Below are 24102 nucleotides of genomic sequence, written 5' to 3' on the forward strand. Positions count from 1 at the left end.
GGCCTGTTACTCCCTTTTGCGTTCAGGGAACGGTGTTCTCCACCGCATCCAGCATGCCATGACGCACAGCCAGCAACGCCATTTCCACATCGCTGGTCACGCCGAGCTTGTCGAATATGCGGTAACGGTAAGTATTGACGGTTTTCGGAGACAGGCAAAGCTTATCGGCCACATCCTGCACCTTGTGGCAGTTGACGATCATCATCATGATCTGCAACTCACGCTCTGAGAGCATATCCAGCAGGGAGGCATCATCGCCGGTGTAGGGCTTGAGCGCCATGGTCTGGGCAATTTCCGGGCTGATGTAACGCTGCCCGGTGGTGACAATCTTGATGGCGCGGACCATTTCTTCCAGGTCCGCTCCCTTGGTCATATAGCCAGCGGCACCGGCCTTCATCAAACGGGAGGGAAAGGGCTCTTCCTCACACATGGTCACGGCGATGACACGGATACCCTCGTCCACGCGCAACAATTTACGGGTGGCTTCAAGACCACCGATGCCCGGCATCTTGATGTCCATGAGCACCACATCCGGCACTGTGTCCTTGGCCATCTGCACTGCCTGCTCACCGGAGCTGGCTTCGCCAACCACCCGCAAGCCTTCCACTTCATCCAGCATTCTGGCAATGCCGGTTCTGACCAGATCATGGTCGTCCACTACCAATACTTTGATCATTACTGCTTCCCCCGGGTAATTCCTTTACCCACTTCTTTTTCAGTAAGGCACGAAGGGTAGCTTCTGTGCACCCGCATGCATAGGGACTTGTTAACAAACGATGACATATCTCACGCCATAGCGGATATTTTCCATTATTACTTGTTCAGCATCCATGCAAAGCGTCGATCTGCCAAGTCATTGCCCAATCTTGCACGGGCACAAACCGTTAATTATTAGCCATTGGTCGCGTTGACGCTCGCTGTAAAAGCACTAACCATAGGCATTGGCATACGCCCCAACAGACCACCAACAGCGACAATGACAAAGGGCACCCCATGAGCGCAATCGTCTTGCTTCTGCTCGGCTTGGGTGGCATGGCCGCCGGGTATCTATTCTACTCCCGCTTTATTGCCACCCGCATCTACAAGCTGGACCCCAATTTCCGCACCCCGGCTCACGAATTCGAAGACGGCGTGGATTTTGTCCCTACCAATCGCTTTGTACTGTGGGGCCATCACTTTACCTCTGTGGCCGGCGCCGCACCGATTGTCGGGCCCGCTATCGCCGTCATCTGGGGTTGGCTGCCGGCCTTCCTCTGGGTGGTGTTTGGCACTATTTTCTTTGCCGGCGTCCACGACAGTGGCGCACTCTGGGCCAGTGTCCGCAATAGAGCCAAATCTGTTGGCGCCCTTACCGGCGAGGTGGTGGGTCGGCGTGCCCGCACGGTGTTCATGATCGTCATCTTCCTGGTATTGTTGATGGTCAACGCCGTATTCGGCGTGGTCATCGCCAAACTGCTGATCAACAATCCCGGGGCCGTCGTGCCGGTATGGGGCGCCATCGCTGTGGCGCTGGTGATCGGCCAGCTGATCTACCGGCGCATTATCGGCCTGGGCGTGGTTTCAGTGGTGGGCGTCATCGCCCTCTATAGCCTTATCTATGTGGGCCCACAGGTCCCCGTGGAATTGCCGGAACAGGTCATCGGCCTGTCCGCCAATGCAAGCTGGATCCTGCTGCTGTTTGGCTATGCAGCCATCGCCTCCCTGCTGCCGGTGTGGGTGCTTTTGCAGCCACGGGATTACATTAATGGCCTGCAATTGTTTGTCGGCCTGATTCTGCTCTACGGCGCGGTCCTCATCGGCAACCCACAAGTAGTGGCGCCGATGATCAACCATGATGTGCCCGCCGGCACGCCTTCCCTGCTACCTCTACTGTTTGTCACCATCGCCTGCGGCGCCATCTCCGGCTTTCATGGCCTGGTGGCTTCCGGTACCAGTTCCAAACAGCTGGACAGAGAACCGGATGCCCGCTTTGTCGGTTATTTCGGTGCCGTGGGTGAAGGGGCGCTGGCGCTGGCTGCGATCATTGCGGCGACAGCCGGGTTTGCCACTCTGGCTGACTGGCAGGCTGTCTACACTGCCTTTGGTGATGGCAGCCTTACTGCCTTTGTTAACGGCGGCGCCAATATCCTGGCTGGCGGCACCGGCATGGATGTAGGGGTGGCAGCAACTTTGTTGACCGTGATGGCAGCCCTGTTTGCCGGCACCACCATGGATACCGGCCTTCGGCTGCAACGCTATATTTTCCAGGAATGGGGTGAAATCTATCAGCAAAAATGGCTGACTCGTCCCCTTCCCGCCACCCTGCTGGCAGTGGCCAGCTGTCTGCTGCTGGCCTTTGGTGCGGGCGGCGCAGATGGCTCCGGCGGTCTGTTGATCTGGCCCCTTTTCGGGACCACTAACCAGTTGCTCGCCGGCCTCACACTGCTGGTAATCACCATCATGCTGGTCAAGCGCGGTCGACCCGCCATTTATACCCTGGCGCCACTGGTATTCCTGCTGGTAATGACCCTGTACGCGCTGCTGATCCAGCTGAAGAGCTTCTATGACAAGTCGGACTGGTTCCTGTTGGGCCTGGACCTGGTGGTTCTGGTGGCAGCCCTACTGGTAACACTGGAGTGCGCTGCCGCCCTGAAACGGGCCTTCAACGCCCCGCCGGAGAGAATCTGATGCCAGGCAAGACGCGGCTGTTTTTCCGTCGCCTGGGAGAACTGGGTGCCCAGTACTACAACGCCCCCTACCGGGCCGCCATTGCCCGCGCCAAACGGGATGAGGAAGATCTGTTCATGTTGCTGGTATTTGCCGAGATGATGGGCGTGCCCAACCCCGCTGCCTGGAGCACGCTGGAGCTGCAACCACTGCTCATGGACCGTTTCCACGACTGGCATACCCGCATGGGCATGGAACGTTCACCGCTTGACCATTTCCGCTGCTGCTGATGACTGCAACCTTACTGAATCTGGATCGACTGCTGACGGAAAAGTCCCTGCTGATGGTCGGCGGCAAGGGCGGCGTAGGAAAAACCACTACCGCCTCGGCCCTGGCCTTGCGCGCCGCCGACCAGGGGCGTCGGGTGCTACTGGTGTCCACTGACCCGGCCCACAGCCTGGCCGACGCCTTCGACCGGCCCATCGGCAACCACCCTACCCGCCTGGCCCCCAATCTGGTTGCCCTGGAGCTGGACCCGGATCAGGAAGTCGATGCGTATCTGGATCGGGTCTGCGCCCAGATGCGCCGCTTCGCCGGCCCGGACCAGGTCCGTGAACTGGAGAAGCAACTGCGCCTGAGCCGCCAGTCTCCCGGTGCCCAGGAAGCGGCGCTGCTGGAGCGAATCGCCCGCACCATTGACGAAGACAGCCGCGACTACGACCTGCTGATTTTCGATACTGCCCCCACCGGCCACACCCTGCGGCTACTGAGCCTACCGGAAGTCATGGCCGCCTGGACCGATGGCCTGCTGCGCCATAATGAAAAGGCCAGGACCCTGGGCAAGGTGCTCGGCCATCTGACCCCCGGCAAGGACCTGGATAGCCCGCTGCAGGACCCCACCGAGCACGCCACTGGCGATCTGGATCCACGAAGCCGGGAAGTCGCGGAGACATTGATGGCCAGGCAGCGCCTGTTCCACCGCACCCGCCGACAGCTCAGTGATCCGGCACACACCGCCTTCCTGTTTGTGCTGACCCCGGAACGTCTGCCCATCTTGGAAACCGCCCGGGCAGTCGCCACCTTGCGCGACAGCCACATCCCGGTGGCCGGCGCCATAGTCAACCGGGTACTCCCGGATGCCGCCGACAGCGCCTTCTTCGCCGCCCGGTTGGCACGCCAACAACGGCACATGATCGAACTGGATGAAGCGCTCAAGGGACTGCCCAGAATCCAGTTGCCGTTACTAGAAGATGATATTCAGGGGCTGGAGGGACTACAGGCGTTCGCCGCCCTGCTGGGACCAGCGGCATAGACCCGTCTCTGTATACGAGCCATTTAATTTAGGCATTGGCGAATTTCTGACCTATGTCAGGCAGGATCATGGCTAGCGATACAACAGCCCCACCTGCTCGGCATAAAAAAAGCCCGCACTCATTTGAGTGCGGGCTTCTTGTTTGGCGGAGGGGGTGGGATTTGAACCCACGGACGGTCTCCCGTCGCCGGTTTTCAAGACCGGTGCATTCGGCCACTCTGCCACCCCTCCGGACAGGGCAGCAATAATACATGAGCAGTAAGGTCAGTCAATCTCGGCAAGCGTAAACGGTTGAAAGTTAACCAGACTGGCTCACTTCATCACCTCCCTCTTTCATCAACAGGGAAAAATTCGCTGCTGTTTCGATCACAGAGTGGCGTCTCTGCGCTTAATGGCCGAAATTGCATGCCTGCCACGCGGCAAAGAACCTGTCAGGCGCGCCTCGGGACTCCGGCTAACCCCTGGTTAGATCAAACCCGACGAAATAGCTGACAAACCCTGTTTATCCCTTGTTTCATTGCTTGATTTTGACGCGGCCGCCCTTATGATCACAGGTACAATTCGCAGGATGAGTGCAAACACATGAATAACCAGACCAACCCCTATTCCGTCTCCTCGCACGGCGCTGCCGTCACCGGAGAACGTGCGGCCCAGGTATTGAAGAACACCTATATGCTGCTGGGGCTGTCACTGATTGTGGCTACCGGTGCATCCTGGTTTGCCATGGCCAGCAACATCGGTTTCGTCAACGTATGGCTAACCCTGGGCGTCTACTTCGGCCTGTTGTTCGCCACCAACATGCTCCGCAACAGTGCCTGGGGCATTCTGGCCGTATTCGGCCTAACCGGCTGGCTGGGCTTCACCACCGGCCCGATCATCAACATGTACGCGCAAATGCCGGGCGGCATGGAAATCGTGACCATGGCTCTGGGCGGTACTGCAGGTATCTTCGTTGCCATGTCCGCCATCGCCCTGGTGACCAAGAAGGACTTCAGCTTCCTGACCAACTTCATCATGGTCGGTATTCTGGTCGCGTTTGTTGCTGGTATCGCGAATATCTTCTTCGCCATTCCGGCACTGGCCCTGGCGGTTTCCGCAGCCTTCGTACTGCTCTCCTCAATGCTGATCATGTGGCAGACCAGCGCCATCATTCACGGCGGCGAGACCAACTACATCATGGCCACGGTGACTCTGTTCGTGTCCCTGTATAACCTCTTCATGTCCCTGCTGCACCTGCTCACCGCCCTTAACGGCGACGATTGATGCGGTTTGCCCTTCTGGTCAATGCGGCGGCGGATTCCGCCGCCGCATTGACGGCTCTTCACTCCGCCAGGGCCCTGACCGCCCATCCAGACCACCAGCTTTATCGCCTCTTTTTCTACCGGGATGCCGTGCACCTTGCGAATCGTCATGCCTGGAGCGCCGACGGCAGCCAGGCCAATGCCGCCCAACAATGGCAGCAATGGCTGGCTGACAACCCGCTGGACGCGGTGGTTTGTGTGGGAGCGGCGCAGCGACGGGGAATCATCGCGGAGACACTGGCGGACGGTTTCTCCCTGGCCGGGCTTGGCCAGTGGGCAGATGCCCTGATTCACAGCGACCGGGTGATACAGTTTGGCTAATCAGATTCTCTACATCGCCAGTGGCAGTGCACCATTGTCCAGCCAGTTTCAGGAAACTCTCGATATGCTGTTGACTGGAGCAGCCTTCGGCCAGCCCACGACCCTGTGGCTTACCAAAGGCTGCCTGCATCAACTGCAGCTGGCACCCAGCGCCAGCCTGGCACAACTGCCGGACTTCGGCGTACGCTGTGTAACAGACGACCCGGCGCCGGTAGCTTCGATCCCGGTAGAGACTCTGGACTCCCAGACTCTGCAGGCATTGCGCGACGAGTGCAGTCAGACTCTGGTGTTCTAAAGCGATGATTCACCTGATAGGTTTCACCCCGGACAGCCCCCAGCGCCAGGCATTCGAAAGCTTGTATCGGGAGGGCGATATCTGCGTCTTCAGTGATGCGGGTCTATTGTTTGCTTCACGATTATCCCTGAAAGGCGACGGCTACCTGCTTCAGCACCCCGCACTGACCCTGCCGGACAGCCCTTTGCCCGTTATCGACCATGCGCGACTGCTGGAGCTGGTCGCCGAACATGGCCCTTGTACCAGTTGGTATTGATATAACGCTCACACGCAGTACGCTTCACGCAACATACGCTCTTGCAAGCCTGAAGCGACGGGCATCTACGAGGTTGACCATGACTGAACATGCTTTTGCCCCCTTTGTACGGACGCTTGGCCGCGGTAAACGGGCCCGGCGCAGCCTCACCCGAGAGGAGGCCCGGGAGGCCATGCAGGCGGTTCTTGATGGCCAGGTGGAGGAGATTCAGCTTGGTGCTTTCCTGATGCTGCTACGGGTGAAGGAAGAAACCCCGGAAGAGCTGGCCGGTTTTCTGGATGCCTGTCGGCCCGTTTGCTATCAGGCCCTGGAAACTCTGCCCGACGTGCAGCTGGACTGGCCCAGCTATGCGGGCAAGAAGAAACACCACCCCTGGTACCTGCTAGCTGCCCTATTGCTGGCCAACCAGGGCATCCGCACCCTGCTCCACGGTGGCCCCGCCCATACTCCCAACCGAGTCTATAGCGATCAGCTACTGCCGCAACTGGGCCTGCCCGTGGCCGGTTCACCACAGGAAGCCGCCGCGCATCTGGATCAGCATGGCCTCGCTTACCTGCCACTGGAGACCTTTTGCGCGCCACTCTCTCGGCTGCTGACCCTGCGCTACTTCCTCGGCCTGCGCTCCCCGATCAACACTCTGGCACGCAGTCTCAATCCAGCCAGAGCCCCTTTGTCCATGCAGAGCGTTTTCCACCCGGCCTATATCGAGCTACACCAGGGGGCCGCCGACCTGGCCGGCGATCAGGACCTGCTGCTATTCAAGGGCGAAGGCGGCGAACTGGAAATCCGCCCGGACGCCCGCACCCAGATCACCGGTATTCGCCACGGCAAGCACCTGGAAGGCGCAGCCGTTGTGGACAACGTCATGCCACGGCAAAGCCCCCCTGGCGAGCCGGATGCACAAACGGTGCTGGCGGTATGGCGTGGCGAGCAGAGCGATGACTATGGCGAAAATGCAGTGATCAAGACCGTAGCGGTAGCGCTGTGGGGCTTGGACAGGGCGGCTTCGCTGGAAGAGGCGCAGGAGCAGGCACGTGAGTTGTGGCAAGTCCGGGACAGGCAGGTCTTGTAAGGCAATTAATAGTTAATAATGAATAGTTAATAGTTACGCGGTCACGCGTAAGGGGTTTTCAGACGAAGAAGCCGCGACCATGGCCATGGTCTCGGCTTCTTGCTTTCAAAAGAGAGGGGCTGTCTCGCGACGTTATTCATTATTAACTATTAATTGCCCTTCCCGAACCATTCAAACTGCGAATGCAGGCTCACCACACTGCCGACGATAATCAACGTGGGGGCATGAATTTCCCGGCCTTCAATCTGGTCCGGCAGGTTGTCCAGGGTGCCGGTGATCACTTCCTGAAGATTGGTGGTGCCACGGGACACCAAGGCTATCGGTGTGTCTCCAGCGCGGCCGTGCTCCATCAATTTGCTGCAGATCTGCCGCAGACCGACCAGGCCCATGTAAAACACCACAGTTTCGGTTTCACTGACCAGGTGCGGCCAGTCAAGGTCCACCGTGCCGTCCTTGCGGTGGCCGGTGACAAAACGCACGGACTGGGCATGATCCCGGTGGGTCAGCGGGATACCGGCATAAGCGGCACAGCCGCTGGCAGCGGTGATACCCGGCACCACCTGAAAGTCGATGCCTTCGGCCACGATCAGGTCGATTTCCTCGCCACCACGACCGAAGATAAAGGGGTCGCCGCCTTTCAGGCGGCACACCTTCTTGCCCTGTTTGGCGTAGTGGACCAACAGCTCGTTAATGTTGTCCTGAGGCAAGGCATGCTTGTCGCGGGCCTTGCCCACATAGACCAACTCTGCATCCCGGCGGGCAAGATCCACAATGCCCTTGCCCACCAGGCGGTCATAGAGAACCACATCCGCTTTCTGTAGCAGGCGCAACGCGCGGAAGGTCAGCAAATCCGGGTCACCGGGACCGGCGCCTACCAGATACACCTCACCTCGACTGAGTCGTGAGGCATCCGCCGCCTCAATGGCCTCGGCAAGCATGACTTCCGCCTCGCTGTCCTTGCCGGCCATGACCTTCTCGACCAGCGGCCCTTCCAGGGCCTGCTCCCAGAACAGACGGCGGGCGCCCACGTTGTTGAGCTTGTCCTTGAGGGGCTGGCGAAACTTGGCCATCAGGTCGGCAAGACGGCCCCAGCGGGCCGGCAACATGGACTCCAGCTGGCTGCGCAGTTTGCGGGCCAGTACCGGCGAGGCGCCAGAGGAGCTAATGCTGATCAGTACCGGCGAACGATCCACGATGGCCGGAAAAATGAAGTCACCCAGGGACGGGTTGTCCACCACATTGACCGGCAGCCCTTGAGCCTGGGCCTGCTGCGCCACGGCAGCATTCACCGCCGGATCATCGGTGGCGCAAATGACCAGTGTATGGCCGCTCAGATCGGTACTTTCAAAGGGGCGCTCATGGATTTCACCCTGACTCTGCACCGCTATGTCGCGCAGATCGGCGCACACATCGGGAGCAATTACACTCACTTTTGCACCTGATCGGTGCAGAAGGCGCCCTTTACGCAGGGCCACTTCGCCGCCCCCCACAAGCAGGGCCGATTTGCCCTGCAGTCGCCAACTGATTGGTAGGAATTCCATCAATGCTCCCGGTTTCAATGAGCAGGAGCGTGCTACTGCAACCGCTCCAGGCCTCTCATGTAGGGGCGCAATGCCTCCGGTACGGTCACGGAACCATCGTCATTCTGATAGTTCTCCAGGATCGCCACCAGTGTACGCCCTACTGCCAGAGCAGACCCATTCAAAGTGTGTACCAGTTCGGGCTTGCCGGTTTCCGGGTTGCGCCAGCGAGCCTGCATGCGGCGGGCCTGGTAGTCACGGAAATTGGAGCAGGAGGAAATTTCCCGGTAACGCTGCTGGCTGGGCAGCCATACCTCGATGTCATAGGTCTTGGAGGAGGAAAAGCCCAGATCGCCACCGCACAGGATCACCACCCGGTAAGGCAAATCCAGCTTCTGCAGAATCACTTCGGCATGGCCGGTCAGAGCTTCCAGGGCCGCATCGGATTCTTCCGGGCGTACCAGCTGCACCAGCTCCACCTTCTCGAACTGATGCTGGCGGATCATGCCGCGGGTGTCCTTGCCATGGCTGCCTGCCTCCGAGCGGAAACAGGGCGTATGGCAGGTGTAACGGCGGGGCAGCGCCTCCGCATCGAGAATCTCGTCCGCAGCCAGATTAGTGACCGGCACCTCGGCGGTGGGGATCAAATACAGCTCGCGCTCCCCTTCCATCTTGAACAGGTCATCCGCGAACTTGGGCAGCTGGCCGGTGCCGCGCAGGGCTTCCGGGCCGACCAGATAGGGCACATAGACTTCTTCATAGCCATGTTCGCTGCTGTGAATATCGAGCATGAAGTCGATCAGCGCGCGATGCAGACGGGCCAGGCCACCGGTCATTACCGCAAAGCGGCTGCCGGAGAGCTTGGCGGCACGTTCGAAATCGAGACCGCCCTGCCCCAGCGCCTCGCCCACATCCACATGGTCCTTGGGCTCGAAGGCAAAGGTCTTCGGCGTGCCCCACTGGCGCACTTCCACGTTGTCGTCTTCATCATTGCCGGCAGGCACGGCGTCCTGGGGTACATTGGGAATACCCATCAGGAAATCACGGATTTCTTCCTGAATCGCCTTGGCGTTGGCCACTTCCTGATCCAGTTCCTGATCAATGGTCTTCAGGGATTCGGCCACCTGGGCCTTGGCCTGCTCCACATCCATGCCGGACTGGATCAGCTGCCCCACCTGCTTGGAGGCTTTCTTGCGCTCGGCCTGCAGATCCTGGGAACGCATGTCGGCCTGTTTGCGGCGGGCATCCAGGGCAGCAAACGCATCCAGATCCAGCTCAAAACCACGCTTGGTCAGCGCCGCCTTGATGGCGTCACCGTCCTGTCGCAGGGCACGAATATCCAGCATGTTTGTTTTACTCCAAGCAAAAAACGCCCGACGCCAGATGCCTGACGCAAGACGCTGATAAGATTCTTTCCCGTAGGAGCTATGCTTGTGCTTGCGATAGCGCCCTGACGGGCGTTTTGCCACGCAAGCATGGCTCCTACGGTGTATTTTTCAGGCAGTCGTTATTCAAAAATCAGCCGCCCCAACAGCAGCCCCAGCCCACCGAGACAAAAACAGACCAGCACCGACGCCAGCCCATAACCGGCCGCCATGCCAAACGCCTTCATTTCCACCAATCGAACCAGCTCGAAGGAAAAGGTGGAAAAGGTTGTCAGCGCGCCGAGCATGCCGGTCATCAGGGCCAGGCGCCAGAGTTCACCCACCGGCAGGCTGGCCAGTGCCACGGCCAGAAAACCGAACAAAAAACTGCCCAGCAGATTCACCCCGAAAGTAGCCCAGGGCCAGGCTGGCATGGACGGCACGCCAATCCACAAGGTGGTAGCAAAACGCAGGCAGGCGCCAATGGCGCCACCACCGGCAACCGCCAGCCACGGCACCAGGGTTGCCATGTTCATTGGTCATCTCCGTAGCGCTGCCAGTCGCTCTGTTCGTTAAGGCTACGCAACCGCGTCAGCTTTTCTGCCACCTTGATCTCCAGCCCGCGGTTCACCGGCTCATACAAGCGGGTGCCGCTGAGGCTGGGTGGAAAATAGTTTTCGCCAGCCACAAAGGCATCCGGAAAATCGTGGGCGTAATGATACTCGGCGCCGAAGCCTTCGTCTTTCATCAACTGGGTTGGGGCGTTGCGCAGATGCAGCGGCACTTCGTCAGTGGGATGGTCGCGCACCAGCGCCCGGGCCTGATTGTAGGCCTTGTAGACCGCATTGCTCTTCGGTGCCACCGCCAGGTAGGCGATGGCTTGGGCAATGGCCAGCTCCCCTTCCGGACTGCCTAGCCGCTCCTGCACATCCCAGGCCTGCAAGCACAGGGTCAGCGCGCGAGGGTCTGCGTTAGCCACCTCTTCGCTGGCCATTCTCACTACGCGGCGGGCAATGTACAGGGGGTCACAGCCACCGTCCAGCATGCGGGCAAACCAGTACAGAGCGGCATCCGGGTCAGACCCGCGCACGGATTTATGTAGCGCGCTGATCTGGTCATAGAACAGATCCCCGCCCTTGTCGAAACGTCGCACCGCATCGCGCAGCACTTCGCGCATCAATTCCGCATCGATAACTGGCGTTTCGCCGTCGGCCAGATCCGCTGCTACTTCCAGCATGTTGAGCAGGCGCCGGGCATCACCATCGGCGTAGTTAAGCAGCAATTCGCTGGCTTCATCGTCCAGCTGCATGCCCTTCAGGCTCGGCTCCGCCAGAGCCCGCGCCAGTAAACCGCGCAGGTCATCAGCCGTCAGCGATCTCAGCCGATACACCCGGGCCCGGGACAGTAAGGCGTTGTTGAGCTCGAAGGAGGGGTTTTCCGTTGTAGCCCCGATAAAGGTAATGGTGCCCTCCTCCACATGGGGAAGGAACGCATCCTGCTGGGCCTTGTTGAAACGATGTACTTCGTCAACGAACAGCACCGTGCGACGACCCTGCCCCAGGCGCACCTGAGCCTGCTCCACCGCGGCACGGATATCCTTCACCCCCGACAGCACCGCGGAAAGCGTAATAAAGGCCGCATCCACCGCCTGAGCCAGAATCAGGGCCAGGGTGGTTTTGCCGGTGCCGGGCGGACCCCACAGGATCATGGAATGCAGTTGGCCGCGCTCCAGGGCCTGGCGAAACGGCTTACCCTCGCCCACCAGATGCTGCTGGCCCACGTACTCGTCCAGCGAGGCGGGGCGCAGGCGCGCCGCAAGGGGCTGGGCCTGCTGGGCGGCATCGGTGGCGAACAGGTCGTTCATTGCTGTTGCTGAATGACATCCGTGCCTTCCGGCGGCACGAAGTTGAACAGGGAGGCATCAATGCCCGTGTTGACCACCAAATCGCGAAAATCGATCACGGTCTGCTGACCCAGGGCATCCTGCAGGCGCATGGAGCTTGGCTGGTCGCCCTGGAAGGTCACATCCAGCTGGTCAAACAACGGATCCTTCCCTTTCGGCTTCAGCCGATAGGTAATCGTTTCTGCCTCCCGGCTGCGCTCGGAAATGGTGAAGGCTTCGGCCACATCGGCGGGCTTACCACCAAACAACAAGGCCGGGGTCTGGCCCAGATCCTGGCTGAGAGGGCGCACGACTACCTGCTCCAGATCCTGGTCATAGACCCAGACGGTATTGCCATCGGACACTGCCAGTTGCTCGAAGGGCATCTCCGTGGACCAGTAGAAGCGGTTGCCCCGGGCCACCTGAAACTCCCCTTCCGCTTCCTGCATGTGGGTGCCACCCTGATCCAGCACCATCTGTTCGAACTGGCCCTTCATGGACTCCAGCTTCTGCAGCTTGGACAGCAGTTCGTCAGTGGGAGCCGCCCACAACAGGGACGGCATGATCAATAGTCCGGTTACCAGCTTACGCATCAAAACTCCTTGTTATACCGGCGGCGGCGCCAGCACTTCACGCTGGCCGTTATTCCCCGCCTCAGTCACAACCCCGGCCATTTCCATGGCTTCCACCAGACGGGCGGCGCGGTTGTAGCCGATTTTTAGTTTCCGCTGCACGGAAGAAATGGAGGCCCGGCGCGACTGGGTCACGTAAGCCACCGCCTCGTCGTAAAGCGGGTCGTTTTCGTCATCGCCCCCACCACCGGCACTTTCCATACCGGGCATGGGCGCATTGAGGTCACTGCCACCATCGAGAATTTCTTCCAGATAGTTGGGCTCTCCGCGCTTGCGCCAATCGTCACAGACACGGTGTACCTCTTCATCTGAGACAAAGGCACCGTGAACCCGTTCCGGAACACTTTTGCCACCGGGCAAATAAAGCATGTCGCCGTGGCCGAGCAGTTGCTCCGCCCCGCCCTGGTCCAGCACCGTGCGGGAATCGATCTTGGAAGACACCTGGAAGCCGATTCGCGAGGGCACGTTGGCCTTGATCAGGCCGGTAATGACGTCCACGGATGGGCGCTGGGTGGCAAGAATCAGGTGAATGCCCGCCGCCCGGGCCTTCTGGGCAATACGCGCAATCAGCTCTTCCACCTTCTTGCCGACGATCATCATCATGTCGGCAAATTCATCGATAACGATGACGATGTACGGCAGATGTTCCGCCAGCGGTGCCTCTTCCTCCAGGTTCATGGGGTCGTCCGGCTTCCACATGGGGTCCTTGAGGGGCTGGCCCGCCTTCTTGGCGTCCGCCACCTTGCGATTATAGCCGGACAGGTTACGTACCCCCATGGATGCCATCAGCCGATAGCGACGCTCCATCTCACCGACGCCCCAGCGCAGGGCACCGGCGGCTTCCTTCATGTCGGTGACCACCGGGGTCAGCAGGTGGGGAATGCCATCGTAGACCGCCAGTTCCAGCATCTTGGGGTCAATCAGGATCAGCCGCACGTCTTCCGGGTTCGACTTGAACAGCATGGACAACAGCATGGCGTTCACGCCCACGGACTTACCGGAACCGGTGGTACCTGCCACCAGTAAGTGTGGCATCTTGGCCAGGTCTGCCATCACTGGATTGCCGGCAATATCCTTACCCAGCGCCATGGTCAGCGGCGACGGCGACTGGTCGAACATCTGGGTGCCGACCACCTCGGTAAAGCGGATCATTTCCCGCTGCTCGTTGGGAATCTCGATACCCACGGTGGTCTTGCCGGGAATCACCTCAACCACGCGCACGCTGATCACAGCCAGGGAACGGGCCAGATCCTTGGCAAGATTGGTGATCCGCGACACCTTGATACCCGGTGCAGGCTGAATTTCGAAACGAGTAATCACCGGGCCGGGCTGCACCGCTACCACCTCGGCCTCGATATTGAAATCCTTGAGCTTGATTTCCAGTAGCCGGGACATGCCTTCCAGGGCTTCCTCGGAGAAACCACCCTTGGCCTCTTCTACCGGGTCCAACAACACCAGTGGTGGCAATTCACCACTCACTTCCGTGGTAAACAGCTTCTGCTGCTTCTCTTTGTGGACTCGCGCGCTCTTCTCGACCGGCTTGGCCGGTTTCGCTATCTTGGGCGGTGTGCGGGTCTCCGCTTTTTTCTTGGCCTCGCTGATCACCTTGGCGCGCTTTTCATGGGCCTGTTTCTTCTGCTGCACTTCTTCACGCCGCTTACGACGCGCCTGCCACCAGGCCGGGATTTTCTCGAAGGCACCCAGCACCATGGCTCCCAGGCCCTCGGCGAGGGCAATCCAGGACAGATCGGTAAAGATGGTGACCCCGATCAGGAACAGGGCAACCATGATCAGGCTACCGCCCAGGGGATTGAAACCGTCCAGCGCCGCGGCGCCGACTTCGTGACCGAGAATCCCGCCAGCCCCTTCGGGCAAGGCATCCCCCACGGTAAAGTGCATGTAAGAGAGCGCGGTGCCGGCCAGCATGGTCAGCACGAAACCTACCAGCCGCAGGCTGAATAATGGCCAGCTGCCAGGCAAGCCGGCGTGACGCTCACGCAGCACCTTGGTGGCCCAGAAGCCCACCAGCACCGGAAACAGGTACGCCATATAACCGAACAGGCCCAGCAACAGATCGGCGCTGAACGCGCCGGCGCGGCCGGCAGCATTGCGCACGGCGTCCACATTGCCCACGTAGGACCAACCCGGATCGCGGCTGTCGAAGCTGATCAGCGCTAGCAGCAGATACAGGCACAGGGCGATCAGGGCGATCACCATGCCCTCGATCAAACCGCGCTTGAGATGGCGGGAAAACCCGGACTGTCCTTGCCCGGCAACCGTTTTACTCACGCCTTACCCCTTGAATTCATAAAGTTAAGCTTAAGGAAGTGCCGATAACGAATTGAAATTATTGCGATTGTAGTCAATCCCGCAGGGAGCGGCCAGCTTTGTCGCCCCGCCACTGACGGGCCGGCGGGGATTATCGCACAAATCCTCTCGACTGCCTGCCCGAGCTGGTCACAGTTGGCTAATCCTATGACACTTATAGGCTTCACGAACCCCCTGTTTTACGGTAGTTTTCACACGCCTTGAATGCGCAGGGCGGCGCCCCCATTTGTTGGGGAGCCATCAGTACCTGTCCTTACCTATCAACTGGAGTTCTCAATGAGCGACGTGCAGCACCATCGCCTGATTATCCTCGGTTCCGGCCCTGCGGGTTACACCGCCGCCGTTTATGCCGCCCGTGCCAACCTGAAGCCGGTGGTCATTACCGGGATTCAGCCGGGTGGGCAGCTCACCACCACCACCGAGGTGGATAACTGGCCCGGGGACGTGGAAGGCTTGCAGGGCCCCGACCTGATGGTGCGCATGCAGCAGCATGCCGAGCGCTTTGAGACGGAAATGGTGTACGACCACATCAACGAAGTGGATGTCCGCAATCGCCCCTTTACTCTCAAAGGGGATAGCGGCACTTACACCTGTGATGCCCTGATCATCGCTACCGGTGCCACCGCCATGTATCTGGGGCTGGAATCCGAGGAAGCCTTTATGGGCCGAGGCGTCTCCGCCTGCGCCACCTGTGATGGTTTCTTCTACAAGAACCAGCGGGTAGCCGTTATCGGCGGCGGCAACACCGCTGTCGAGGAGGCGTTGTACCTGTCGCATATCGCTGAACACGTGACCCTGGTACATCGCCGCGACAGCCTGCGTGCGGAGAAAATCCTCCAGGACAAGCTGCTCGCCAAAGACAATATCAGCGTCGAGTGGGACCATACCCTCGAAGAGGTGCTGGGCGATGACAGCGGTGTTACCGGCATGCGCATCCAGTCCACCAAGGGCGAAGGCAGCAAGGATCTCGAGCTGCAGGGCGTGTTTATTGCCATCGGCCACAAACCGAACACGGATATCTTCCAGGGCCAGCTGGACATGAATGACGGCTACATCAAGATCCACAGTGGCATCGAAGGCAATGCCACTGCGACCACTGTCGAGGGCGTATTTGCCGCCGGCGACGTGGCTGATCATGTCTACCGTCAGGCGGTTACCTCTGCCGGGGCCGGCTGCATGGCCGCTCTGGATGCGGAGAAGTATCTGGACAACCTGAACCACTAAGGCATGGTGCCGTGGCTGGAACCGGGAACGGCGTTCCCGGACACCCATACCGCCCTGAGCGACCCGGAAGGCCTTCTGGCCGCCGGGGCCGACTTGAGCCCGGAGACTCTTCTCCGGGCTTATTCGTTGGGCATCTTTCCCTGGTATGACGCGGACTACCAGCCAATCCTGTGGTGGTCTCCTGCCCCACGCTGCGTGATCCATCCGCAACGGATTCATGTCAGTCGCAGCCTGACACGCCACCTGCGCCGTACCGATTTCACCGTCACCCTTGATCGGGCGTTCGAGTCTGTGATGCGCCTGTGCGCTGCTCCACGCGCTGATGGCTCGGGCACCTGGATCAGTGAGGAGATGATCGCGGCCTATGTGCATCTGAATACCCTTGGCTACGCCCACAGCCTGGAAATCTGGCAGGATGGGCAGATTGCCGGTGGTGTCTACGGCATCAAGCTGGGCGGGGTCTTCTTCGGCGAATCCATGGTCTCCCCGCAGCCTAACGGCTCCAAGATGGCCTTTGCCGCCTTGCGGACCCTGGCACCCACTCTCGGCATCCAGCTTATCGACGCCCAGGTCGAGAACCCGCACCTGCTCACACTGGGCGCCGAACTGATCGACCGCCCTACCTTCGAGGGATTGTTGAAAGAACTGGTCCCTGACGCCCCAATGGCTGAACGATGGCCTGACACTGAATGGAACCGATCACTGGTGCTGACGCCTGACGCCTGACGCCTGACGCCTGACGCCAATGATGCAGCACCAGAGCTCCAATGCCAGCAGGCATCAGCGCCTTGTTTGGATTTCTACTTCCTGCACCTCACATCTGGCGTCTGGCGTTATTTCCACTACACTGAAGGCATGACCGATCTGTCCACGCTGCGATTTTTCCGCACCCCGGCCCACAGCTGCAGTTACCTGGAAGACCGCCAGGCCTCTACCCTGTTTGTGGACCCACAGGCCAAACTGTCACCAGAGCTCTATAGCGAACTGAGCTTGCTGGGGTTTCGTCGCAGCGGTGATTATCTGTATCGCCCCCACTGCGAGGGCTGTAACGCCTGCATACCGGCCCGGGTACGAGTGGCGGATTTCCGCCCCCGTCGCCGCCACCGGCGCATTGAAAAGGCCAATCAGGATCTCACGGTCCAGCGGGAGCCAGCTCGCTACACCCGCGAATTCTACAAACTCTACGCGGCCTATATCGACCAACGTCATGGTGACGGGGATATGTATCCCCCTTCAGAGGAGCAATTCACTAATTTTCTGACCTGTGACTGGGCGGATACCCATTTTTACTGCTTTCGCCAGGGCGAAACCTTGCTGGCCGTGGCGGTCACCGACCAACTGGAAGATGGGCTTTCTGCCGTCTACACCTTCTTTGATCCCCAGCTCCCTGAGCGCAGCCTGGGAGTGATGGCGCTGCTCTGGCAGATCCGCCACTGCCAACACCTGGAACTCCCCTACCTGTATCTGGGCTACTGGATTCATCAATGCCAGAAGATGGAATACAAAAGCCAGTACCGCCCCCTGGAAATCCTCCGCAGTGGCGCCTGGAAAGAGTTCGACCCGGACTGAATCACTTCTCCAGACCAACAGGAATGCGCTAAATAACCCGCTTTTTAACCGCTGCCCAACTTCTTTTGCAGCCCGGCGTCTTTTCCGGCACAATTGCGCCCGCTAATAGCCGGTAACCCAAGGTATTCGTTGGATGGCGAAAGAAGAGCAGATTGAACTAGAAGGTGTCATCGTTGAAACCCTGCCTAACACGATGTTCCGTGTGAAGCTGGACAACGGTCATGTTATTACCGCCCATATCTCCGGGAAGATGCGTAAATTCTATATCCGCATTCTCACCGGCGACCGGGTCAAGGTGGAAATGTCCCCCTATGACCTGAGCAAGGGCCGTATTACGTTCCGCATGAAATAGTGTTTAACCGTTAATACGTAACAGTTAACCGCTAAAAAAATACCCCCGACTCTTCGCAGAGCCGGGGGTATTTTTGTTTTTCCTTAGCTGTTAACTATTCACTGTTAACTGCTTATGTTCACGCTGGCTCCGGTTCCGCTGCCTTCACGGTGAGCGACAGCTGGCCGTTTTTCTCGGTCACATCGACCTGGCCACCGTTTTCAGACAGTTCTCCGAACAGCAACTTTTCCGCCAGCGGCTTCTTGAGCTGCTCCTGGATCAGGCGCGCCATGGGGCGTGCACCCATATCCTTGTCGTAGCCCTTATCTGCCAGCCAGGTTCGGGCGGCCTTGTCCACGTTGAGCACCACGCCCTTCTCGTCCAGCTGTGCCTGAAGCTCCACCAGGAACTTGTCGACCACACCGAGAATAACTTCGCTGGTAAGCGACAGGAACTGGATAGTGCCATCCAGGCGATTGCGGAATTCGGGCGTGAACACCTTCTTCAGCACCTCCATACCATCGGTGCTGTGGTCCTGCTCGGTAAAGCCGATGGAACGTTTGTTGAGAACGTCAGCTCCAGCGTTGGTGGTCATGATCAGAATCACGTTACGGAAGTCCGCTTTGCGACCGTTGTTATCGGTCAGAGTGGCGTTATCCATAACCTGCAACAGGATATTGAACACTTCCGGGTGAGCCTTTTCGATCTCGTCGAGCAACAGCACACAGTGCGGCGTCTTCGTTACCGCTTCGGTAAGCAGCCCACCCTGGTCATAACCCACATAACCCGGCGGCGCCCCAATCAGGCGGCTGACGGTGTGACGCTCCATGTACTCGGACATGTCAAAACGCACCAGCTCCACACCCAGAGCCCGGGCAAGCTGACGGCTCACTTCGGTTTTACCCACACCGGTGGGGCCGGCAAACATGAAGCTGCCAATGGGCTTGTGCTCGCCCTTGAGCCCGGCACGGGACAGCTTGATGGCCGCCGAGATGGTGTCGATGGCCTCTTCCTGGCCAAACACGGTCATCTTCAGATCCCGCTCCAGGTTGCGCAGCAGCTCCTTGTCGGAAGAAGACACCTGTTTCGGAGGAATGCGGGCAATCTTGGCCACCATGTCTTCCACGTCAGATTCGTCGATGGTGTGCTTGCGCTGGTCTTCCGGGCGCAGGCGCTGCCAGGCACCGACCTCGTCGATCACATCGATGGCCTTATCAGGCAGAAAGCGATCATTGATATAGCGGGCACTCAGTTCCGCCGCCGCTTTCAGGGCCGCATCGCTATAGCTCACATCATGGTGCTTCTCGAAACGGCTCTTCAGCCCCTTGAGAATACCCACGGTGTCCTCCACGGAGGGTTCCACCACATCGATCTTCTGGAATCGACGTGACAAGGCACGGTCCTTCTCGAACACGCCCCGGTATTCCTGGAAGGTGGTTGAGCCCATGCACTTCAGTTCACCGCTGGCCAGCATCGGTTTGAGCAGATTGGAGGCATCCATGACGCCACCGGAAGCCGCACCCGCTCCAATGATGGTGTGAATCTCATCGATGAAAAGAATCGAGTTCGGGTCTTTCTTCAGCTCAGCCAGCACCGACTTCAGGCGCTTCTCGAAATCGCCCCGGTACTTGGTGCCGGCCAGCAACGCACCCAGATCCAGCGAGTAGACAGTGGCATCCAGCAGCGGTGCTGGTACCTTCTCTTCAACGATCATGCGGGCCAGGCCTTCGGCGATGGCGGTCTTGCCGACACCGGGTTCGCCCACCAGCAGCGGGTTGTTCTTACGGCGACGGCAGAGAATCTGCGCAGCTCGCTCGATCTCAAAGGCACGCCCCACCAGGGGATCAATGCGGTCAGCGCGAGCCAGTTCATTCAGGTTGCTGGCGTAGTTTTCCAGGGCACTGGCCGGCGCACTCTCACCGCCGTTCTCCATGTCCTGTTCCGCCTCCATGGACGGCTCCGCGTCCTGCACCTGGGAGATGCCGTGAGCAATAAAGTTCACCACATCCAGGCGATGGATATCCTGGCAGTTGAGGAAATACACTGCCTGGCTTTCCTGCTCATTGAAGATAGCCACCACCACATTGGCGCCAGTCACCTCTTTCTTGCCGGAAGATTGCACGCTGAACACCGCACGCTGCAGCACCCGCTGGAAGCCCAGGGTTGGCTGGGTATCGCGGTCCGGGTCGCTTTCCGGCAATAGCGGCGTGGAATCCTCGATAAACTGGCTTAACGAATCGCGCAGTTCCTCCAGATCTGCGCTACAGGCACGCAGAACCTCGACGGCCGCCTCGTTATCCAGCAGCGCCAGCAGCAAATGCTCAACGGTCATGAATTCATGCCGGTGGCTACGTGCATGGCGGAACGCTTCGTTGAGCGTCATTTCCAGTTCTTTGCTGAGCATAAGGCTACCTCACTGCAGTACCCGGACATTCAGTTGGGGGGCCTGAATCAGGCCTTCTCCACCTGACACATCAGCGGATGCTGATTTTCACGGGCATATTCCACCACCTGAGTGGCTTTCGTTTCGGCGATATCCTGGGGGTACACCCCGCACACCGCCTTTCCTTCGGTATGAACCGTGAGCATGACACGGGTGGCCTGCTCGCGGCCCAGATTGAAGAAGTCTTCCAGTATCTCTACCACAAAATCCATGGGGGTGTAGTCATCATTGAGCATCAACACCTTGTACATGGAGGGGGGCTTCAACTTCGGCCTGGCCTCTTCCACTGCCAGATCGCCATGGCGATCCGGGTCGGAAGGGGTATCTGCAGGCCCGTTACGGAGATCATCTTTTCCGTGAGCCATTACCGAGTGCCCTTGTTGTTGCCAGTTCATAAAGCCTCAAAACCGTTGTAACCCTGCTGGCGTCAGCAGGCAATGAAGAAATGATGGGCGGTAGCGGATTTTTCAATCCCTGACCCTGTGAATATTTCACGGGCTTGACACCCTGCGACGCATGTTTAAAAGTTGCACGATAACTCCGGTTACCAGTTTACCGTAGCAGTCGGCCCGGGGATAACAACAAACAATGACAGCCATTGGATAGGCAAGAGGGAAGGACCATGGCAACGGGACGAGTAAAGTGGTTTAACAATGCCAAGGGGTACGGGTTTGTCAGGCCAGATGAAGGGGGAGAGGACCTTTTCGTCCACTACTCCTATATCCAGATGGATGGCTATAAAAGCCTGAAGGCAGGGCAGCCCGTGGAATACGAGGTTCAGCCCGCCAACAAGGGCTTTCACGCCGTCAATCTACGCGCTGATGGGGAATACGTCGAAGCCGATAACGAAGAAAGCGCCGCTGAAAACCAGTCGACGCCTTCCTGATAGCACCATGAGCGGGTATCTGGCTGATCAGATACCCATATGCTCAATCACTGCATCACCGAATTCAGAGCACTTCAGCAAGGTGGCATCCGGCATCAACCTCTCGAAGTCGTAGGTCACGGTCTTGGCGGCAATTGCCCCTTCCACACCATTGATGATCAGGTCCGCTGCATCATTCCACCCCATATGACGCAGCATCATTTCCGCTGACAGAATCAGTGACCCCGGGTTCACCTTGTCCTGACCGGCGTACTTCGGTGCGGTGCCGTGGGTCGCCTCGAACAGGGACACGGAACCACCGATGTTGGCGCCTGGAGCAATACCAATACCCCCCACTTCCGCTGCCAGAGCATCGGAAATGTAGTCACCGTTCAGGTTCAGGGTGGCAATCACGCTGTAGTCGGCTGGACGCATCAGGATCTGCTGGAGGAACGCATCCGCAATCACATCCTTGATGATGATTTCCTTGCCGGTACGCGGATTCTTCATGGTCATCCAGGGGCCGCCATCCAGCAATTCTGCGCCGAAACGCTCGCCGGCAAGCTGATAACCCCAGTCTTTAAAGGCCCCCTCGGTGTACTTCATGATGTTGCCTTTGTGCACCAGGGTGACAGAATCCTTGTCATTGTCGATGGCGTACTGGATCGCCTTGCGAACCAGTCGCTGGGTCCCTTCACGGGACACCGGCTTGATGCCGATACCGCAGCCTTCCGGGAAACGAATCTGGGTAACGCCCATTTCCTCACGCAGAAAACGGATCAGTTTGGTCGCTTCCGGGCTATCCGCAGCCCACTCGATGCCCGCATAGATATCTTCAGAGTTCTCGCGGAAGATGATCATGTCAGTGAGTTCCGGGTGAACCACCGGGCTCGGAACCCCTTCGAAGTAGCGTACCGGGCGCATACAGGTGTATAGATCCAGCTCCTGACGCAGGGCCACGTTCAGAGAGCGGATGCCGCCACCGACCGGTGTGGTCAGCGGCCCCTTGATACCCACGGTGAATTCGCGAAGGGCTTCCAGGGTCTCTTCGGGCAGCCAGACATCGGGCCCGTAAACGACGGTGGCCTTTTCTCCGGCATAGACCTCCATCCAGGTAATGCCGCGCTTGGTACCATAGGCTTTTTCGATTGCCGCATTAACCACGTTCATCATCACTGGTGAGATATCAACACCAATGCCGTCCCCTTCGATATAAGGAATAATCGGGTGGTTGGGGACATTCAGGGACAGGTCCGCATTAACCGTGATTTTGTCACCGTCTGCGGGCACCGTGATCTTTTGGTATCCCATCTACACTACTCCCTCTGAATAAAAGCGAATTAGGCGCCTGTCGGCGAGTATAGCACCGACAAGAAGACAGCGAACATCAGGGGTTGAACCGCGGATTTACCGTGATGCAGCCTTCACCTGCAGGCACCCTACTCTTCTTTCCTCAAGCGATATTCGCTCCAGGAAGCAGCAACAGACTGACATAAAAAAAGCCGGCTTTCGCCGGCTTTTTCCTTTGCCTGTGACGCTACAGTTTATCCAGAATATTGTTGAAGGTGGCGCTTGGCCGCATGGCAGCGGAGACCTTGCTGAAGTCAGGGTTATAGTAACCACCAATATCAATAGGGGAACCTTGCACCGCTATCATTTCCTTGACGATGGCATCTTCGTTTTCGGTAAGCGCGGAAGCAATGGCACTGAATTTGTTTTTCAACTCAGCGTCATCATCCTGTGCAGCCAGTGCCTGAGCCCAGTACATGGCCACATAGAAATGGCTGACCCGGTTGTCAGGTTCTCCCACCTTCCGTGACGGTGACTTGTTCTGCTCAAGATACTGCTCATTGGCTTTATCCAGGGCTGCGGCAATCACCATGGCCTTCTTGTTGCCATACTTTTCGCCGAGCTCTTCAATGGACACCGACAGGGCCAGAAATTCGCCGAGCGAATCCCACCGCAGGTGGTTTTCTTCAGTGAATTGCTGCACATGCTTCGGCGCAGAGCCGCCAGCACCGGTTTCATAGAGACCGCCGCCAGCCATCAAAGGGACAATGGACAGCATCTTGGCGCTAGTACCGAGCTCCAGGATCGGGAACAGATCCGTCAGATAATCCCGCAACACATTACCCGTCACCGAAATGGTGTCCTTGCCGCGGATCATCCGCTCCATGGTATAGCGGATCGCCTGGACTGGAGACATGATGCGAATATCAAGCCCCTCGGTATCATGGTCCTTCAGGTATTTTCTCACCTTCCGGATAAGCTGCGCATCATGGGCTCGTTCTTTATCCAGCCAGAAAATGGCAGGGGTGCCGCTTTGCCGGGCACGATTCACCGCCAGCTTCACCCAATCGCGGATAGGCAGGTCCTTCGCCTGACACATGCGCCAGATATCGCCCTTCTCCACCTCATGGGTCAGTAGCACCTGACCATCTTCACGGACGATACGCATGGTCCCGTCTGCTTTTACTTCGAAGGTCTTGTCGTGAGAGCCATATTCTTCGGCTTTCTGCGCCATTAACCCCACATTAGGCACAGAACCACAGGTCACCGGGTCAAAGGCGCCATGGGTTTTGCAGAAATTGATGACTTCCTGATAGATGGTGGCATAGGTGCTTTCAGGAATGACGGCCTTGGTGTCTTTCAGCTTGCCGTCTGCGCCATACATTTTCCCGCCCTGGCGAATCATCGCCGGCATGGACGCATCGACAATAACGTCAGAGGGCACATGCAGG

General features: G+C 58.7%; 24 protein-coding genes and 1 tRNA gene. 13 read left to right on the plus strand and 12 right to left on the minus strand.

The genetic code is table 11. From position 1 onward, the window contains the following. Nucleotides 1-22: 22 nt before the first annotated feature. Nucleotides 23-676, minus strand: coding sequence for a UvrY/SirA/GacA family response regulator transcription factor (gene uvrY, locus ACFE0K_RS10365; protein WP_434535991.1), 654 nt, complete (start codon nucleotides 674-676; stop codon nucleotides 23-25). Nucleotides 677-993: 317 nt separating this feature from the next. On the opposite strand from uvrY, the gene ACFE0K_RS10370 reads away from it, so the two are divergent. Genes ACFE0K_RS10370 through ACFE0K_RS10380 form a run of 3 tightly spaced genes read left to right on the plus strand, consistent with a single transcriptional unit; the run spans nucleotide 994 to nucleotide 3958 of the window. Then, entirely contained in the window at nucleotides 994-2667 is a 1674-nt protein-coding gene (locus ACFE0K_RS10370) for a carbon starvation CstA family protein (protein WP_434535992.1), read from the plus strand. Next, nucleotides 2667-2936, plus strand: coding sequence for a cory-CC-star protein (locus ACFE0K_RS10375; RefSeq protein ID WP_052042422.1), 270 nt, complete (start codon nucleotides 2667-2669; stop codon nucleotides 2934-2936). Before ACFE0K_RS10370 ends, ACFE0K_RS10375 begins: the two co-directional genes overlap by 1 nt. Then, entirely contained in the window at nucleotides 2936-3958 is a 1023-nt protein-coding gene (locus ACFE0K_RS10380; RefSeq protein WP_434535993.1) for an ArsA family ATPase, read from the plus strand. The genes ACFE0K_RS10375 and ACFE0K_RS10380 overlap by 1 nt, the downstream gene beginning before the upstream one ends. Before the next feature lie 143 nt (nucleotides 3959-4101). Here ACFE0K_RS10380 and ACFE0K_RS10385 read toward each other — a convergent pair. Continuing rightward, nucleotides 4102-4189 (minus strand) — tRNA-Ser (locus tag ACFE0K_RS10385). 351 nt (nucleotides 4190-4540) lie between these two features. Between ACFE0K_RS10385 and ACFE0K_RS10390 the strand changes: the two genes are divergently transcribed. The 5 genes from ACFE0K_RS10390 to ACFE0K_RS10410 all read left to right on the plus strand — a co-directional run bounded on the left by ACFE0K_RS10390 (nucleotide 4541) and on the right by ACFE0K_RS10410 (nucleotide 7203). After that, on the plus strand, nucleotides 4541-5221 hold the full coding sequence (locus ACFE0K_RS10390) for a Bax inhibitor-1/YccA family protein (RefSeq protein WP_434535994.1): 681 nt from the start codon (nucleotides 4541-4543) through the stop codon (nucleotides 5219-5221). Then, nucleotides 5221-5580: a sulfurtransferase complex subunit TusD gene (gene tusD, locus ACFE0K_RS10395; RefSeq protein WP_434535995.1), complete on the plus strand. Its 360-nt coding sequence runs from the start codon at nucleotides 5221-5223 to the stop codon at nucleotides 5578-5580. Before ACFE0K_RS10390 ends, tusD begins: the two co-directional genes overlap by 1 nt. Further along, nucleotides 5573-5875, plus strand: a complete 303-nt coding sequence (locus ACFE0K_RS10400) for a hypothetical protein (protein WP_434535996.1) — start codon at nucleotides 5573-5575, stop codon at nucleotides 5873-5875. Before tusD ends, ACFE0K_RS10400 begins: the two co-directional genes overlap by 8 nt. Before the next feature lie 4 nt (nucleotides 5876-5879). Next, nucleotides 5880-6131: a hypothetical protein gene (locus ACFE0K_RS10405; RefSeq protein ID WP_434535997.1), complete on the plus strand. Its 252-nt coding sequence runs from the start codon at nucleotides 5880-5882 to the stop codon at nucleotides 6129-6131. A gap of 79 nt (nucleotides 6132-6210) precedes the next feature. Next, nucleotides 6211-7203, plus strand: a complete 993-nt coding sequence (locus ACFE0K_RS10410) for a glycosyl transferase family protein (protein ID WP_434535998.1) — start codon at nucleotides 6211-6213, stop codon at nucleotides 7201-7203. 149 nt (nucleotides 7204-7352) lie between these two features. Here the strand turns inward: ACFE0K_RS10410 and cysG are convergent, their stop codons facing one another. The 6 genes from cysG to ACFE0K_RS10440 all read right to left on the minus strand — a co-directional run bounded on the left by cysG (nucleotide 7353) and on the right by ACFE0K_RS10440 (nucleotide 14890). Beyond that, the gene (gene cysG, locus ACFE0K_RS10415) at nucleotides 7353-8744 is read right to left on the minus strand and encodes a siroheme synthase CysG (protein ID WP_434535999.1); all 1392 of its coding nucleotides are present in this window, start codon (nucleotides 8742-8744) and stop codon (nucleotides 7353-7355) included. A gap of 32 nt (nucleotides 8745-8776) precedes the next feature. Continuing rightward, nucleotides 8777-10069 carry a serine--tRNA ligase gene (gene serS, locus ACFE0K_RS10420; protein WP_434536000.1) on the minus strand — a complete coding sequence of 431 codons (1293 nt, stop codon included), beginning with the start codon at nucleotides 10067-10069 and terminating at the stop codon, nucleotides 8777-8779. A 161-nt stretch (nucleotides 10070-10230) separates the two neighbouring features. After that, nucleotides 10231-10623, minus strand: coding sequence for a fluoride efflux transporter FluC (locus ACFE0K_RS10425; RefSeq protein ID WP_434536001.1), 393 nt, complete (start codon nucleotides 10621-10623; stop codon nucleotides 10231-10233). Then, complete coding sequence (locus ACFE0K_RS10430; RefSeq protein WP_434536002.1) at nucleotides 10620-11951, minus strand: replication-associated recombination protein A; 1332 nt, start codon at nucleotides 11949-11951, stop codon at nucleotides 10620-10622. Before ACFE0K_RS10430 ends, ACFE0K_RS10425 begins: the two co-directional genes overlap by 4 nt. After that, nucleotides 11948-12562 carry an outer membrane lipoprotein chaperone LolA gene (gene lolA, locus ACFE0K_RS10435; RefSeq protein ID WP_434536003.1) on the minus strand — a complete coding sequence of 205 codons (615 nt, stop codon included), beginning with the start codon at nucleotides 12560-12562 and terminating at the stop codon, nucleotides 11948-11950. Before lolA ends, ACFE0K_RS10430 begins: the two co-directional genes overlap by 4 nt. Nucleotides 12563-12574: 12 nt before the next feature. Further along, entirely contained in the window at nucleotides 12575-14890 is a 2316-nt protein-coding gene (locus tag ACFE0K_RS10440; RefSeq protein ID WP_434536004.1) for a DNA translocase FtsK, read from the minus strand. A gap of 315 nt (nucleotides 14891-15205) precedes the next feature. Between ACFE0K_RS10440 and trxB the strand changes: the two genes are divergently transcribed. From trxB to infA, 4 genes are all read left to right on the plus strand, one after another. Continuing rightward, nucleotides 15206-16153: a thioredoxin-disulfide reductase gene (gene trxB / locus ACFE0K_RS10445; RefSeq protein WP_434536005.1), complete on the plus strand. Its 948-nt coding sequence runs from the start codon at nucleotides 15206-15208 to the stop codon at nucleotides 16151-16153. Nucleotides 16154-16156: 3 nt separating this feature from the next. Further along, nucleotides 16157-16879: a leucyl/phenylalanyl-tRNA--protein transferase gene (gene aat, locus ACFE0K_RS10450; protein WP_434536006.1), complete on the plus strand. Its 723-nt coding sequence runs from the start codon at nucleotides 16157-16159 to the stop codon at nucleotides 16877-16879. Between the two features lie 129 nt (nucleotides 16880-17008). Continuing rightward, nucleotides 17009-17722, plus strand: coding sequence for an arginyltransferase (locus ACFE0K_RS10455; RefSeq protein WP_434536007.1), 714 nt, complete (start codon nucleotides 17009-17011; stop codon nucleotides 17720-17722). Between the two features lie 133 nt (nucleotides 17723-17855). Further along, nucleotides 17856-18074 (plus strand): translation initiation factor IF-1, encoded by a 219-nt coding sequence (infA, locus tag ACFE0K_RS10460; RefSeq protein ID WP_008929746.1) that lies wholly within the window; start codon nucleotides 17856-17858, stop codon nucleotides 18072-18074. A 118-nt stretch (nucleotides 18075-18192) separates the two neighbouring features. On the opposite strand, the gene clpA is transcribed toward infA, so the two are convergent. Continuing rightward, nucleotides 18193-20457 carry an ATP-dependent Clp protease ATP-binding subunit ClpA gene (gene clpA / locus ACFE0K_RS10465; RefSeq protein WP_434536008.1) on the minus strand — a complete coding sequence of 755 codons (2265 nt, stop codon included), beginning with the start codon at nucleotides 20455-20457 and terminating at the stop codon, nucleotides 18193-18195. A gap of 47 nt (nucleotides 20458-20504) precedes the next feature. Continuing rightward, the gene (gene clpS / locus ACFE0K_RS10470) at nucleotides 20505-20861 is read right to left on the minus strand and encodes an ATP-dependent Clp protease adapter ClpS (protein ID WP_052042425.1); all 357 of its coding nucleotides are present in this window, start codon (nucleotides 20859-20861) and stop codon (nucleotides 20505-20507) included. A gap of 257 nt (nucleotides 20862-21118) precedes the next feature. Between clpS and ACFE0K_RS10475 the strand changes: the two genes are divergently transcribed. Continuing rightward, on the plus strand, nucleotides 21119-21382 hold the full coding sequence (locus tag ACFE0K_RS10475) for a cold-shock protein (RefSeq protein WP_434536009.1): 264 nt from the start codon (nucleotides 21119-21121) through the stop codon (nucleotides 21380-21382). A 27-nt stretch (nucleotides 21383-21409) separates the two neighbouring features. Here the strand turns inward: ACFE0K_RS10475 and icd are convergent, their stop codons facing one another. Further along, nucleotides 21410-22672, minus strand: a complete 1263-nt coding sequence (icd, locus tag ACFE0K_RS10480; RefSeq protein WP_434536010.1) for an NADP-dependent isocitrate dehydrogenase — start codon at nucleotides 22670-22672, stop codon at nucleotides 21410-21412. Nucleotides 22673-22898: 226 nt separating this feature from the next. Then, the coding region (locus ACFE0K_RS10485) for an NADP-dependent isocitrate dehydrogenase (RefSeq protein ID WP_434536011.1) at nucleotides 22899-24102 on the minus strand (1204 nt) is incomplete at its 5' end.

The organism is Alcanivorax sp. (assembly GCF_051117345.1).
In the GTDB taxonomy this organism is placed as follows: domain Bacteria; phylum Pseudomonadota; class Gammaproteobacteria; order Pseudomonadales; family Alcanivoracaceae; genus Alcanivorax.